General features: G+C 53.2%; 13 protein-coding genes and 1 tRNA gene. 6 read left to right on the forward strand and 8 right to left on the reverse strand.

Annotation, left to right across the window (positions count from 1 at the left end; genetic code table 11):
* Positions 1-89: 89 nt before the first annotated feature.
* Both AAGR08_RS06995 and AAGR08_RS07000 read right to left on the reverse strand, forming a co-directional pair.
* The gene (locus AAGR08_RS06995; protein WP_095101116.1) at positions 90-1,259 is read right to left on the reverse strand and encodes a UxaA family hydrolase; all 1,170 of its coding nucleotides are present in this window, start codon (positions 1,257-1,259) and stop codon (positions 90-92) included.
* A 2-nt stretch (positions 1,260-1,261) separates the two neighbouring features.
* The gene (locus AAGR08_RS07000; RefSeq protein WP_095101118.1) at positions 1,262-1,546 is read right to left on the reverse strand and encodes a UxaA family hydrolase; all 285 of its coding nucleotides are present in this window, start codon (positions 1,544-1,546) and stop codon (positions 1,262-1,264) included.
* A gap of 372 nt (positions 1,547-1,918) precedes the next feature.
* Here AAGR08_RS07000 and hisD point away from each other — a divergent pair, with 372 nt between their 5' ends.
* Genes hisD through AAGR08_RS07020 form a run of 4 tightly spaced genes read left to right on the forward strand, consistent with a single transcriptional unit; the run spans position 1,919 to position 6,370 of the window.
* Positions 1,919-3,232, forward strand: a complete 1,314-nt coding sequence (gene hisD / locus AAGR08_RS07005) for a histidinol dehydrogenase (protein ID WP_095101120.1) — start codon at positions 1,919-1,921, stop codon at positions 3,230-3,232.
* A gap of 10 nt (positions 3,233-3,242) precedes the next feature.
* Positions 3,243-3,998 (forward strand): SDR family oxidoreductase, encoded by a 756-nt coding sequence (locus AAGR08_RS07010; protein ID WP_095101122.1) that lies wholly within the window; start codon positions 3,243-3,245, stop codon positions 3,996-3,998.
* Positions 3,999-4,027: 29 nt separating this feature from the next.
* Entirely contained in the window at positions 4,028-5,356 is a 1,329-nt protein-coding gene (locus AAGR08_RS07015; RefSeq protein WP_123754973.1) for an MFS transporter, read from the forward strand.
* Between the two features lie 6 nt (positions 5,357-5,362).
* Positions 5,363-6,370 (forward strand): alcohol dehydrogenase catalytic domain-containing protein, encoded by a 1,008-nt coding sequence (locus tag AAGR08_RS07020; RefSeq protein WP_345829266.1) that lies wholly within the window; start codon positions 5,363-5,365, stop codon positions 6,368-6,370.
* A 416-nt stretch (positions 6,371-6,786) separates the two neighbouring features.
* On the opposite strand, the gene AAGR08_RS07025 is transcribed toward AAGR08_RS07020, so the two are convergent.
* From AAGR08_RS07025 to AAGR08_RS07040, 4 genes are all read right to left on the reverse strand, one after another.
* Positions 6,787-8,037 (reverse strand): integrase arm-type DNA-binding domain-containing protein, encoded by a 1,251-nt coding sequence (locus tag AAGR08_RS07025; RefSeq protein WP_345829268.1) that lies wholly within the window; start codon positions 8,035-8,037, stop codon positions 6,787-6,789.
* A 161-nt stretch (positions 8,038-8,198) separates the two neighbouring features.
* A tRNA-Asn gene (locus AAGR08_RS07030) sits at positions 8,199-8,274 on the reverse strand.
* Between the two features lie 103 nt (positions 8,275-8,377).
* A complete protein-coding gene (mtfA, locus tag AAGR08_RS07035; RefSeq protein ID WP_097096909.1) occupies positions 8,378-9,154 on the reverse strand; it encodes a DgsA anti-repressor MtfA in 777 nt (258 codons plus the stop codon).
* A 199-nt stretch (positions 9,155-9,353) separates the two neighbouring features.
* Entirely contained in the window at positions 9,354-10,034 is a 681-nt protein-coding gene (locus AAGR08_RS07040) for a hypothetical protein (protein ID WP_097096910.1), read from the reverse strand.
* A 589-nt stretch (positions 10,035-10,623) separates the two neighbouring features.
* Here AAGR08_RS07040 and AAGR08_RS07045 point away from each other — a divergent pair.
* Both AAGR08_RS07045 and AAGR08_RS07050 read left to right on the forward strand, forming a co-directional pair.
* Entirely contained in the window at positions 10,624-11,322 is a 699-nt protein-coding gene (locus AAGR08_RS07045; RefSeq protein WP_345829271.1) for a phosphohydrolase, read from the forward strand.
* Between the two features lie 76 nt (positions 11,323-11,398).
* Positions 11,399-11,647 carry a hypothetical protein gene (locus AAGR08_RS07050; protein ID WP_097096912.1) on the forward strand — a complete coding sequence of 83 codons (249 nt, stop codon included), beginning with the start codon at positions 11,399-11,401 and terminating at the stop codon, positions 11,645-11,647.
* A gap of 41 nt (positions 11,648-11,688) precedes the next feature.
* On the opposite strand, the gene AAGR08_RS07055 is transcribed toward AAGR08_RS07050, so the two are convergent.
* Positions 11,689-13,290, reverse strand: coding sequence for a methyl-accepting chemotaxis protein (locus AAGR08_RS07055; RefSeq protein WP_345829273.1), 1,602 nt, complete (start codon positions 13,288-13,290; stop codon positions 11,689-11,691).
* A 124-nt stretch (positions 13,291-13,414) separates the two neighbouring features.
* A complete protein-coding gene (dcm, locus tag AAGR08_RS07060; protein ID WP_345829274.1) occupies positions 13,415-14,806 on the reverse strand; it encodes a DNA (cytosine-5-)-methyltransferase in 1,392 nt (463 codons plus the stop codon).
* Positions 14,807-14,878 lie beyond the last annotated feature (72 nt).

Raw genomic sequence — 14,878 nt, forward strand, 5'->3', positions numbered from 1 at the left:
GCGAAGCCTGGCGGCTGCGAACCGTCGCTCGGGAAGCCGCCGCAGGCGAGTAAAGAGATGACGCCCGCCACTGATGGCGGGCAGGTATGTTACGCACTTTCAAAAATACGGGTCAGGACAAACTCACGATGGCCGAGCGCTTCAGCGGCGGTGAGTCGCCCGTTAGCGGTACGCAACAGTGACTCAAGCAGCGCATCCCCGGCCCCATCCATATTCATTTCGCGGCGCAGCACGGCTGAGACATCCACATCGATATGTTCTGACATGGTGCGCACCGTGCGTGGATTCGCACACACTTTGATGACCGGCAAAATCGGGTTGCCAATGACGTTCCCCTGGCCGGTCGGGAAGAAGTGCGCTACATAACCGGCCGCCGCGCACAGAGTGACCATTTCGGCTGCTGCAGATGAGGAGTCCATGAACCACAACCCGGGTCCGGTGGGGGTTTCTGCTTTATCCAGTACGCCATCGACCCGACATTTCTTACCGATCTTCTGAATATTGCCCAGCGCTTTCTCTTCGATGGTCGTGAGCCCGCCCTCAATGTTGCCTTTAGTGGGCTGCGATTCCGAAAGATCGCTGGTTTTCCAGCGGTCGATCATTGCGCTGTAGCGATCAAACATGAACTGGAACTTCTGGCGCACATCGTCATTGGCGCAGCGCGCAGCCACCAGATGTTCGCCGCCGGTCAGCTCGGAGGTTTCGCCAAAGACCAGGGTGTTACCGTTCTCATACAGGCGGTCAAACAGGTTGCCCACAGAAGGATTAGCACCGCATCCCGAAGTCGTATCAGACTCGCCGCATTTGGTCGATACCCAAAGCTCGCTGATGTCGCAAGTTTCCCGCTGCAGTTCAGATGCATATTGTGAAAACTCTCTCGCTTTGCGTGAGGCGGCGCAAATGGTGTTGTGATCTCCGTTCTGCTCGATCCAGAAACCGGCTACCGGTTTACCCGTGGCTTTAATGCCGTCAACCACGCGTTGAGTCCAGCCAGGCTCAATGCCAATCACAATTACTGCCGCCACGTTCGGGTTGCAACCCGTACCAATCAGGGTGCGGAAATGGAGCTCCAGGTCTTCACCGAACTGCAGGCGACCATAAGGATGGGGCAGCGCTATGGTCCCTTTGATATTGTTTGCCACCGCTTCTGCTGCTGCATTGGAGATATCATCTACCGGCAGTACAATCACGTGATTACGAATACCGACACGACCATTTTCACGACGATAGCCTGAGAACTGACGTCCTTTGATTTCCATCATTACCACCTTTTAGTTTTAACGTTGTGTACGTGTAGATGTTCGCCCTGCTGGATTGCCGCCACGACGCGGCCAATGTCTTCACCGTATTTGATCACGGTGTCATTTATCGCCAGATCGCGAATTGCCAGCTTATGGCCGATTGGAATGGCATCTTTCACTGCAAATTCAATGGTTTTGTTTTGATCCATTATCCAGCCTGTCAGGGTTTGACCAGCCTCGATCCCTTCCACCACCACGACTCCTACTGAGTCGCCATCATCGTGAACCACGAAATCAATACTCATTACAGCCTCCGATTGTCGAACAACAAATGAACTCATGTATATGACATATTATAGATGAGTTGAGATGGCAAAATTTATTTCGATTTTGCCGACTTTTTTGCGAGCGGCTTCACGAATGCAGGAACAGATGGAAACAGGAGATGAGAGGACAAATCTCTAACCAGTTAAGACGGTGATTTATAATAGTTTAATTTATAAGGCTTAAAGCCAGGAGGTTAAAATGTGATCGCCTTATGAGTTTTGCGGATTGAAGTCGATCGCGATCACTTTTTGTTCAATTCGATTTTGCACTATTTACGCATGCTCACTATAGATAAATGCAGTCATATATATGACACATGATTTCACCTTTAATTTTGTCTGGAGATGCGTATGTCAGTTACCTGGTTAAAGAAAGCAACTAAATCACCGGAATCCAACACGGCTGAAGCGCGGCAGGTGGTGGAAGAGATGCTCGCCACGATTAAGTCGCAGGGTGAAGATGCAGTGCGGCAATACGCCAGGAAACTTGATAACTGGAAAGGCGACATCATCCTGACACCGGAACAGATTGCGATGCAGGTCCGCGATGTGCCAGCGGAAGTCAGAAAGGATATCGACTACGCCATTGAACAGGTTTACACCTTCGCCTGTGCGCAGCGTGAATCCATCCAGGATTTTGAGGTGACACTGCCATCAGGTCTTGTGGCCGGACAAAAGGTGCTGCCGGTGACCACTGTCGGCTGTTACGCACCGGCTGGTCGCTATGCGCACATAGCTTCCGCTTACATGGGGGTGGCCACTGCGAAAGCGGCTGGGGTAAAGAATATTATAGCCTGTTCAGGCCCTTATCTGAGCCAAAGTATTCATCCTTGCGTGCTCTACGCTTTTCACCGTGCTGGCGCGGATACCATTATGACGCTGGGTGGTGTACAAGCCATTGCCAGTATGGCGTGGGGGTTGTTTAGCGGTAAGGCGGCGGATGTTGTGGTGGGACCGGGCAATAAATTCGTTGCTGAGGCGAAACGTACGCTGTTTGGTCAGGTGGGCATTGATGTCTTTGCCGGACCTTCAGAAGTGGCGGTGATTGCCGATGAAAGCGCTGATGCCGACATCGTTGCCAGCGATCTTGTTGGGCAGGCGGAGCATGGTCATGAATCCCCTGCGTGGCTGTTTACCACATCACGCGAACTGGCTGACGCGGTGATGCTCAAAGTCCCACTGCTGATTGCCGAACTGCCGCCGGTAGCTCGCGATGCAGCGAGCTGCGCCTGGCGCGATTATGGCGAAGTGATTGTTTGCGACAGTCGCGAAGAGGTGGTGGAAGTTTCCGATCGTTACGCTTCCGAACATCTTGAGGTGCATACCCGCGATTTGAACTGGTGGCGCGATGCGCTCAGCTGTTACGGCTCGCTGTTCCTCGGCGAAGAAACCACGGTGGCATTTGGGGATAAGTGCAGCGGACCGAATCATGTCCTGCCTACTAAGGGCGCAGCACGCTACTCCGGTGGACTCTCCGTTCACAAATTCCTCAAAACCCTGACATGGCAGCAGATGCCCCGTGATGCCATACCGCAGATTGCCGAAACCACCGCGCGTATTTCACGCATGGAGGGCATGGAGGCACATGCGCGCACGGCCGAGGTGCGTCTCGCGAAATACTTCGCGGGTCAATCATTCCAGCTCGGTTCACCTGTTACGCGCTAAGGAGGTTGCGATGCAAGCGGCAACATTATTCAACTTAACGGGCAAAACCGCGCTGATAACCGGCGGTGGCAGCGGCATCGGTTTTGCTATCGCGCAAACGCTGGCTGCAGCAGGCGCGCAGATCGTTCTTGCGGCGCGACGCGAGGGGCAGTTGGCTGAAGCCACACAGCACTTGATTCAGCAGGGTGCGCAGGCGCGTTATTGCTGTGCCGATGTGACGCAGATGGCGGCATTACAGGCTCTGGCGCGTGAAAGTGCTGATGCCGATATTCTGGTGAATGCTGCAGGCGTTAATCTGCGCCAGCCATTCGAAGAGGTAACAGAAGCAGATTGGGATCAGCAGCTGTCGCTCCACCTTAAAGCCCCGTTTTTTCTTACTCAGGCGCTGGCGCCCCGTATGGCACAGCGCGGTTGGGGGCGCATCATCAATATCGCGTCACTGCAATCACACCGCGCTTTTGATAACAGCGCACCCTACGGCGCGGGCAAAGGGGGCATTGTTCAGCTTACCCGCGCGATCGCACAGCGATGGGGACGTGACGGTATCACCTGTAATGCTATCGGTCCGGGCTTCTTTCCTACCGCACTGACCGGCCCCGTTTTTGCCGACCCCACCATTCGTGAGCGACATGCCGCGCGAACCTGTCTGGGGCGCAATGGCGAAATGAACGATTTACAGGGCGCGACGCTGCTGCTTGCCAGTGACGCCAGTGCCTATATCACCGGGCAAATATTGATGGTGGATGGCGGTTACAGCGCTATCTGAATCAACATTTATGTGGAGAGAAATACATCATGCAAACACCTGCTGCCGGCAATCTGCGACGCGTCACGTTGTCGAGCCTGTTTGGTTCGACTATAGAATGGTATGACTTTTTCCTTTACGGCACAGTCGCGGGAATGGTGTTCAACAAACTCTATTTTCCGGAAGGCGACCCCTTTATCACCACGCTGCTCTCTTACGGCGTATTTGCCATTGGCTTTTTAACCCGGCCATTAGGTGCCATCATTTTTGGGCATTTCGGCGATACGCTGGGCCGAAAAAAGATGCTGATCCTGACGTTGGTGATCATGGGTGGTGCTACCGTGGTGATCGGGCTTATTCCTGGCTATCACCAAATTGGTCTGTGGGCACCGTGCTTACTGATTCTGTGTCGATTAATTCAGGGTATCGGATTAGGCGGTGAGTGGGGGGGGGCGGTGCTCATGACATTTGAATCTGCACCGGAAAAACATCGCGCTTTCTTTGCCAGTATTCCACAAATTGGAATGTCCCTTGGCCTGCTGCTGGCGTCAGGTGCGATTGGTCTGGCTTCGTATTTGCTGCCCGATGAGGCCTTTATGTCGTGGGGTTGGCGCGTGCCGTTTATACTTAGCGGTGTCTTTGTCATCATCGGCACCTACATCCGTAAAAACGTCGCAGAAACCGAAGATTTTCTCAAAGCGCAGGAGGCGCGTAAGCATGCACCGAAACGCATCCCGCTGGTGGAGCTGTTCCGCAATAACACCAAACTGGTGTTTACCTGTATGGGGATGCGGCTGATTGACGGTGTGTTCTTCAATATTTTTGGCGTTTTTTCCCTGACTTATCTGACGCAAAACCTGAATATTCCGCGCGATCAAGCCATTGTCGCGATCCTCGCCAGCGCCTTTGTCATGAGCTTCTTTATCCCGTTCTGGGGCTACATGGCGGATCGCTGGGGGCGTGCGCGCATCTTTGCCATGGGGGCAACGCTTTCAGCACTGTCGGCGTTTCCTTCGTTCGCACTGATGCATAACCATCCCGACAACATCTGGCTGGTATGGGCCGCCATCGTGATCCCGTTTGGCATTTTCCATGCCGCCGTGTTTGGCACCCTGTCATCGGTCTATTCAGAGTGCTTTGATGCCTCGGTGCGCTATACCGGTATCTCATTTGCCTATCAAATTTCCGGAGTATTTGCGGGTGGTCTGACACCTGTGCTGGCTACGATCTTCTCTAACATGCTCGGTGGTCGTCCTTGGCTCATCTGCGCGTATGTATTGGTTATCGGCCTGACCAGCGCTGCATGTGCGCTCTATCTGTGGCGACAAACCCACGGTGCCGGTCGGGTGACGGTGACAAATTCTGTATTGATTAAGTGAGAGCTTATGAAAACGTTGATTTACAGCCGTCCTTATCAGATGGCCATTGAAGAACGCCCTTACCCGCAACTGGCAGCGGGGCAAGAGCAGGTGGTGATCCGCATTGGCGCGGCGGGCATTTGTGGTTCCGACATGCATGCCTTTCATGGCCAGGACCCACGCCGACAGCCAGGGTTGGTTCTCGGCCATGAACTGGCAGGAGAAATTGTGGAGAGTCAGTCGCCACGTTTTCTACCTGGCGATCGTGTCACCGCCAATCCGCTGATTACCTGTGGGGTGTGTGAATACTGCCGCCAGGGACGCGACAATTTATGCAGCGACCGTCATATGGTGGGAATGGATTGGCCAGGCGCGTTTGCTGAGTTTATGGCCATTCCTGCTCGTTCGGTGGTGCCACTGCCAACTGGTATTTCTATCCAGCATGCGGCGCTGACTGAACCGGCGGCCACGGTAGTTCATGCCATGCGTTTAACCCAGCGGACGTTAACGCAACCGTTGGCGGAAACGCGAACGCTGGTGATTGGTGGCGGTGCGATAGGTTTGTTAACGGTATTAGTGCTGCGGGCATGGGGTTGTCGTCACATCACGCTGGCTGAAACCAATGCGCTGCGTGCTGAGGCGGCTGAGCGCTATACCGGTTGCATCAGTATCAACCCAATGGAAACCAGCATCAGCGAGTCGAGTCATCAGTTGGTGGTTGATGCTGTGGGTGCGGCTGCAACACGTCAGATGGCTATTCAGGCAGTTAAACCAGGAGGGGTGATCATGCATATTGGCTTGCAAGCGTGGGCCAGCGAGATAGATATGCGCAAAATCACGCTTGGCGAGATCATGCTGCTGGGCACCTATACCTACACCATGGACGATTTCTGCCTCGCTCTGTCGATGCTGGAAGAGGGGGCACTTGGGGAGCTTGGCTGGGTGGAATCGCGGCCACTTAGTGAAGGTGAACAAGCCTTTGCCGATCTGGAATCACAGCAGGTTTCAGCTGCGAAGATTTTACTTATACCTTGAAAAAAAGCGGTGCCAGGGCGCCGCTTTCGCCGACTCATCACATCCATAATGGTTGATTTTTTGATATTCTTATATTCACAACTGGACAAGTGTTCCATTCAATTATGCATTTCCGGTCTTAGAATTTCTGAGATGTACAATCTTTTTGAGCTATACGATAGAGTACCGAAGGAAAGCCACTTTCTTCCTTACAACAGCCATGACAGACCTCTGCCACAATTCTTTTCAGTGCGTTGCGCCTGGACTAAAGCCGGAGGAACGTATCTCCGGCGAACATCGACATAGCTTTACGTCTATTTCCCGGACTGGGTTCTTTGCACAACAATCCATTCCACTTCATGCAAGCCAGAAGTAGATCTTGCTATGGCTTTACTATGTTGAGACTGTCGATTCAATAGTCAGGTCGTAGAATTACTCTATTTCCTACCTAAAATATACGGAGGTACATAAGATTTATGGCAAGTATCAAGATAATCCGACCACCACTGCATTATCGCCTTGCGGGCTTCCAGATGCTCAGCTTTATGAATGTAAGCCAGACGCACGGTGTTGCGCTCCTGATGGCTCATCTGGCGCTCCACCGCATCCTGCGACCATAACCCGGACTCCATCAGGGCACTGCATGCCATCGTCCGGAAGCCGTGGCCGCAGATATCCTGTTTCGTGTCGTATCCCATAAGGCGCAGTGCCTTGTTGACCGTGTTTTCGCACATCGGCTTGTACGGGTTATGGTCGCCGGGGAACACCAGTTCATAGCCACCGGATATTACCTTGATTCGTTTCAGAATGACTATGGCCTGTTCTGAGAGGGGGACAATATGAGGGGTACGCATTTTGGCTCCACGCCCGGAATAACGCACGTCTGCTATGGCTTCACGGATGGCGGGTATCGTCCAGATTCTGTGTCTGAAATCAATCTCTGACCAGCGGGCGAAACGTAGTTCACTGGAGCGAATAAACACATGCAGCGCCAGCAGGACAGCAAACCGGGTCAGTTCACGGCCCTGATGATATGCCTCAATGCGTTCAAGCAGTTCAGGCAGCCGCTCCAGCGGCAGGGCGGGATAATGCCGTCTGGCAGGAGGTGCCGTCACGCCGTCAAGGTTTGCCGCCGGGTTGTTATCGATTAATCCCTGGTGGACCGCATGGCGCATGATATTACTGACGTGCTGCCGCGTGCGGGACGCGACTTCCAGCAGGCCTTTTTCTTCAATCCCTTTCAGCAGATCAATGAAATGACGGGGTTTAAGTTCGGTAACTGACAGATGTCCGACAACCGGAAAGACATGATTGTTCAGGCTGGCAAGCAAACGGTCAGCGGTATTCTGCGACCATTTTTTATTGCTTTTATGCCAGGCCAGCGCCACGGTTTTAAACACCTTCTCAGTAGGGCAGGCATCGCGTTCTATGGCTCGCTGCTTTACAGGGTTGATTTTGAGCGCCAGCATCTTTCGGATACCTTCGCGCTGCTGGCGGGCATCAGACAGGGAGACGGCAGGATAGGCACCTAGTGCAATGCGGGATTCTTTGCCGTTTATACGGTATTTGAGATACCAGTGACGTGAGCCGCCGGGTTTGATAAGAAGGTACAGACCGTGAGAATCAGAAACTTTGAATGGTTTTGCGGATGGTTTTAAGTTGCGGATTTTTGAGTCGTTAAGAGACATTTGGGGGTCACTCCGTCATCGAACCAACTTGACCCCAAATCTGACCACCAAATTCTTCCGATGCAGAGGGAAAACTGAAAATGCATCGGGAAGACTTTTCAGGCCAACTTATTGAATTCGAATCATATAAGGATTCGCAAAGCGGCATGAAAACAGGAATTTGGCTCCTCTGACTGGACTCGAACCAGTGACATACGGATTAACAGTCCGCCGTTCTACCGACTGAACTACAGAGGAATCGTGTGAACGAGGCGAATATTAATGGCGCCTCAGTCAGGTGTCAACAGCTTAAAACGTATTTATATTCAATTGGCTAGCAATAGTACAAAGCGATCGCGATTTAAGCAGGTTCTGATGTCAATTGCGCCAGGCGTGCCAGCGGGTCCTGACGATAGAATTGCTGGAGATGCTGATACATCACTGGAAAACGGTTGGCCAATAAATCAGGCGCGCTGAAGAAGTATTCCGACAGCACCGCAAAGCATTCTGCGGCATCGCTGGCGGCGTACGGATCGATGGTGGCGGCCTGTTCACCCACCAGCTCCACTTCGGCTTCAATCTCAGCCATGGCGTGTTGCAGATCTTTTTCCCAGCTGGCGACATCGCGCAGTGCCATCACCGGAATGCCGCTGGTGTAGCCGCTGCCGCGCGCATCGAGCTTATGTGCCACTTCGTGAATCACCAGATTAAATCCGGAGAGATCAAAGGAATCCTGAATATCGAGCGCATTCAGCACCACAGGGCCTTGCGTCCAGCTTTGTCCGGCATGCACTGCGGGCGCGTGATGCACTAGGCCATTGTCATCTTCCCAGCGATCGTCAACATTAAACGGTTCGGGATAGATCAGCACTTCATGAAAGCCATCGAGCCACTCGACGCCCAGTTTCAATACCGGCAGGCAAAATAACAACGCCAGACGGGTGAGCAGCAGTTCATTGAGCTGCAGGCCTTGCAGTGGAGAAATTTTTTTCTGCTGCAGAAAGCGCTGCGCGAGGGCAACAAGAGCGTGCTGTTCCTGGTGATCGAGCAGGGAGAAGATCGGTTGCGCCAGCGCCTGCTGCCAGGGAAGCGCTACGACTGAAGTCTCTCTTTGCGCATGCCACGGCCATTTGAACATCGCATCACTCACTCTTCAGGGCGAAAACAGTATCCTGACGCGGCGAAGAGAAAATTGCCAGCGCGGAATCAAAGCCGACTATTCAACCAGTTAGTTAGCGATGTGTCTGTGATAAAGGTGGCAAACCGGGAAGTAAGATCGGAAGGGGAGAGGTCGCCACGCATGACGACCTTAAATGACGCAGTTGATGGCAAACGCTTTACCCTGCGCGTTCAATACGTTCAAAGGCAATGACCCATACCCAAGGATTAACTTCCCAGCTGGTGGCGCCATACTGTTTCTGCCACGCTTTGCGATAGGCTTCTTTCGGTGATTCCGCATTCATGTTCATGGTGAAGAAGTTATTCAGGAAGTGCGTATCGGTCTGGACGCCCTCCGCCATAATGTCGTCTTCACTGATATCCTGAATTTTCTCGGCCCGCACTGAGGTAATTCGCAAATCGATACGACTGGCCCAGCGCGGCATATGTATTGCTGTTTGCCAGCCAAACTGCTCGGCATTGTGCAAATGCTCATCCAGTTGCCCCAGCTCGTTGCTGTCGGCGCGATACTGGCAAAAGGCGGGATGGCGGAACGGCAGCGGATCGCGCTCGTATTCAGCCAGCTGCTCTTCAGGAACGATGGGGCCACGCCAGGTTTCACGTACCCACAATCCGTCACCCGCCTGGCCATACGGGCAGTGTGAGCTGACATCGGTCATCGACATTAATTTATAGCCGTGCAGGTGGTTAGCGCTGACGTCAAACGCATGTACGCCTTCATGGTGATCCTGGCCTGGACCAAAGGCCTGCGTTTTCATAATGCGTCGGGTCTGTGTCTGCTGGCCAACCAGCAGGGCGCGCACCCGCTGTTCGGAAAAAAGAATCGGCCGTTCTTTCATTGCATACCTCATATTGTTTCACCAACCCGGAAAGTGCGAAGCATCCTCCGCATCCGTAGATGAGAGGAGTAGCATAATGGGTTTGAATCAGTTTGCTTAATAATTTGTCGCCTCAGTATCAGGCAATTCTTGCAATTTTAGGTTTTAAAAATGGTTCATAAGCAAAATGTGTGCTGAAAAAGACTTCGACAGAATCGGAAGCCAGAATTTTTCCAGATACAGTACGTTATAAAGGCCAGAATGGGAACCTTTTCAGATTATGTCGCGTTGAATAACCCGTTTTAACGGCAAAAAGACAGCATATTTAACTGGAATAAAACCCTGCCGCGAAATTTGTTGATGACCTAAATAGATTACCGCCATTAAACAGAGTTAGTTAACTAAAACGACGCTAAGGAAATGCCGAAAGCGTAATGGGTGCTGGGCAAGCGGCGTTAACAGCGCTATAACATGATCGGGATCGCATTTTTTTGCTTAGCACATCCAGGAATGATGTAAAAAAAGTGTCATTACCCAGCCGCTATGATGTCCGCAGGAGCAGCACCCTGTACAGGCAGTGCTAAATAACAGCAATAAAAGGAGAAGCACGATGTCACTCACCCGCTGGCAACAACGCTATGAGAACTGGCTGCAGCTGAACTGGTTGCACGATGACAAAGCCCACGATATCGCGCATCTGCGCCGCGTGTGGATGAGCGCGAAACGCATCATGCAGCACAGCGATGCCGATCCGATGGTGGTCCTCACCGCCTGCTATTTCCACGATGTGGTTAACCTGCCTAAAAACCACCCTGAACGCCATTTGGCCTCAACCTATGCCGCGCAAGAGACACGCCGAATCCTGCAGCAGGATTTCCCCGATTTCCCGTTTGAGCGTCTGGATGCCGTGGCCCATGCAGTTCAGGCGCACAGCTTCAGCGCCCGCATTGCGCCACAAACGCTGGAAGCGAAAATCGTCCAGGACGCCGATCGTCTGGAGTCTTTAGGTGCTATCGGCCTGGCGCGCGTTTTCTACACGGCAGGAGCGCTTGGACGGCCGCTGTTTGATAGCGAAGACCCGCTGGGAAAAGAGCGTGAGCTGGATGATGTAAAGTGGACGCTGGACCATTTTCAGAAAAAGCTGCTCGGTTTACCGCAAACCATGCAGACGGAAGCAGGGCGTCTTCTGGCGGAGCATAACGCGGAATTTCTGGTGCACTACATGGGGAAACTTTGCGCAGAACTACAAGGCAACCTGACCTCAATTGACGAGTCAGTATTAAGAGATTTTAGCCCCATACACTCTTAATATTAAATTTTTATGACAGTCTGTTAACTTTCACCTGCTTCCGCTACGTTGTTGTAAATCAAAAGGGAGTATGAAAATGACCGAGACCGTTAACTTAACCATTAAAATTGACCCGGCGCTGAAAGATCACATCAAGCAGTTAGCCGCAGATAACCAAATCTCCATGAGTCAGGAGATCGTTAACCGCCTGCAGGCCAGTTTAGATGCGGTTGAGCACCCGGCCATTGACAGCCTGGATACGCAAGAAGCCTGTACCGAACAGCTTTCAGCCGCCGAATTGAAACAGGTTCGGGCGCTGCTGAAGAAAAGCAAGAAGAAGAAATAAGCAGAAAACCCGTCGATTGACGGGTTTTTTATTACGCGGCGTTAAATGTCGTGAATACGGAACTGCTGCGCGCGCTGCGCCAGACGGTCAGATAGCGCACGCAACTGCACGGCAGATTGCACCTGTTGCGCATTCAGGGCTTCGTTTTGCTGCAGCTGGTCGCTCATCTCGACCACTTCTCGGGCTATTTTTTTCACCCGATGGCTCTGTGCCGAACTGTTTTGCTGCAGCTCGTTCAGCTGCGTCACAATGCCGGAAACCGCACCGCCGATCTGTGCAAAAAGCACTTCCAACGCCTTAACCTTATCGAAACCATCATTGACGTGCTGCTGTGTGTGCTGAATCAGTCCATCGATCTGTCGCGTTGATGCGCCGCTTTGCTGAGACAGTAAGCCCATCTCTTTGGCGACCACCGAGAAACTGCGCCCATAAGCACCTGCATGCGCGGACTCAATCGCGGCATTCAGTGATAGCAGGCGTGTTTGCATCGAAAGGCTATCCAGCATGCCGACAATACCGGCGATATCCCCTGACGCGGCGACAATCTGCTGCATCTGATTTTCCATTTTATCGACTTCTACGGCGCAATTGCGCATCAGATCATCCGCCGATTGTGCTTCCTGGGTAGCCTGCAGCGAAAACTGGGTCCCAATCTCCACCTCTTCAGAGACGCGATCTAAACGCTGCGACAGATGATGGAAGCTGGCGTTTTGCTTCTGATGTTGCTGCATCACCTTCTCATTGTGTTGCTGCATCTCTTCGGCACCGGCGGCGACGCTCACCGCCACGGTGTTGATGTCGCTAACAATCTGTTGCAGGCCGCTGCGCATGGTATCAATCGACTGGAACAGTTGGCGCGTCTCGAGCGATTGACGACGCGGCGTGTCATGACAGGCGATCAGGTCGCCAGTGGCAATCTGTGCCAGCTGTCCGTTGGCACGCCGCAGCGGCAACAGGACCCCGCGCATCAGCAAGCCGGAGGCCAGCACTAACAAGAGCATCAGTACCGCGCTAACAATGAGCGACAGATTACGGCTCTGCTTCAGCGTGCTTAGCGTATTGTGATTCACGCTGCCGAGTTGCTGATTGGCCTGTTCAATCTCATTAAACCAGGCATCATTGAACTGTTGCTGGAACGCCTGCATCGGCACCATAAAGAAGGCATTGATGTCGTTGGCAGCCAGACCTTTCAGCTGCTCCTGTAAACCTGCCGCCAGCATGGCAAACCCTTGTGCCAGCGGGCTGTCAGCCCTGGCATGATAAGCGGTAAATTGCCGCTCGGCCTGGTTAAGCGAATCACTGGCGGCGGCGGCCAGACTTTTCCAGCTATCCACCGAGCCACTTTGCTGATCCTGCATTAAATAAATCCCGGCGCGGTGGCTATTGTCGCTGGCGGTGAGCAGTTCGATGCGGGCTTTATCCAACAGCGCCAGGCGTTCGCGCAGCTGATTAGCCTGCTGCAGCGATGTCTGCGTCTGGTTTACATGCCCGTTGAGTAGCAGGACGCCGGCAAACTGCAGCAAACAGAACAGCACAATGAACAACAGGAACTGACTCCGCAAACTGGTGAGCCATAGCGGGATGCGCAGAGAGAAGCGCGAGCGCAGCCGCAGCGGCAGCGCGATAACGGAAAGGAGTGACATCGAACGCCTCCAAAAAATAAAAAAGGAGTATTGGCAGCGTGCGTGACAGTTTGGTGACAGCGGGCGCGATTCTGCTGAAAACAGCATAAAGCGCGGCCCTAAATGAAATTGTGGTCCTGAAGCGCTAACTGTTTTGGCGCGCGTGTTGTTCAATCAGCGGCAATAGCAGCTGTGCGACCGCAGCAAATACCGGCACCACCACCGAGTTGCCAAACTGCTTGTAGGCCTGAGTGTCTGAGACGGGAATACGAAAATGTGTTTCGCCTGGCGCTTCAAATCCCATCAGACGGGCACATTCGCGCGGCGTCAAGCGGCGTGGGCGACGCGCCATGTTTGCGGGGTGCTGGAAGTCCGCTTCGCCTTGTGCCTGATCCCAGCCACGATCGATGAGGATTTCCGAGCCATCTTTGTAATAACGCGCCGATAGGGTTCGCACGCAGATATTGGCTTTACGCGGATCGTTGAGGCCAAAGCCGAATCCATTGCCTTTGGCTTTATGCTTTTTCGCATACTGGTACAGATAATTCCACAGGGTTGGCGACAAGGTGTATTTTGCCTCCGGCTGCGGCTCCAGCAGGCTCTGTAATGAAGGAACCTGTTGCGGGTAGAGCGCGGGCAGGGCGCGCAGGGAAAACCCCTTGCTGAGCCCGCTATCACGGCGAATCCCTACCAGCACAATACGTTCACGATGCTGCGGCAGAAAGTGACGCGCATCGACAATTTTCGCATCCGGCAAGCCGCTGTCGTTGGCGTCCGCCACGTCATAGCCCAGCTCATCCAGGGTTGACATGATGATGGCGAAGGTGCGTCCTTTATCGTGGCTTTTAAGGTTTTTGACGTTTTCCAGCACAAAGAACGGCGGCTTCTTGGCCGCAAGAATGCGCGCGACATCGAAAAACAGCGTACCCTGCGCTTCACACTCAAACCCGTGCGCGCGACCAAGCGCATTCTTTTTGCTGACGCCCGCCAGCGAGAAGGGCTGACAAGGAAAGCCCGCCAGCAATACCTGATGATCGGGAATAGCGCGATCGATAGAGTGATAAATCGCCTGCTCATCATCGATGCCAGCCGGTTGTGTCACCAGACGAATATCACTGTTGAACTGATGCTGAAGCGGATCGCTATATAAATTGGCTTTGTAAGTGCGCACGGCTTCTTTATTCCACTCGCTGGTGAACACGCACTGCCCGCCAATCTGCTCAAAGCCACGGCGAATACCGCCAATACCGGCAAACAGATCGATAAACTGGAATGTAGCGTGATCATAGTGGGCCGGACGTGCCGGGAGCAAGGCTTGCAGGCTGGCCACTTCACGGCTTGAGAGCACCGGTGCCACACTTTTGCCCGTACGGATGCGATTCAAACGCGGCACGCTCCAGTCGAGGCCACCGGCTTCGCTAAGCGTTGTCACCACATCACGCGCGGCATAGATATCGAGCACCTGCAGTAACAGCGACGTCGCGTCATCCTGAGAAGAGGTGGAAGGGACGGGCGCGGCGGGGTCGAGAGCTAGCATGCGTATTTCCTTAACAGTGAGGCGGCTATGCTAACACTCATCACGCAACGAGGAAATTGGCGCGGTGCTTGC

The sequence above is a fragment of the Pantoea sp. BRR-3P genome (assembly GCF_039621635.1).
In the GTDB taxonomy this organism is placed as follows: Bacteria; Pseudomonadota; Gammaproteobacteria; order Enterobacterales; family Enterobacteriaceae; genus Pantoea; species Pantoea floridensis.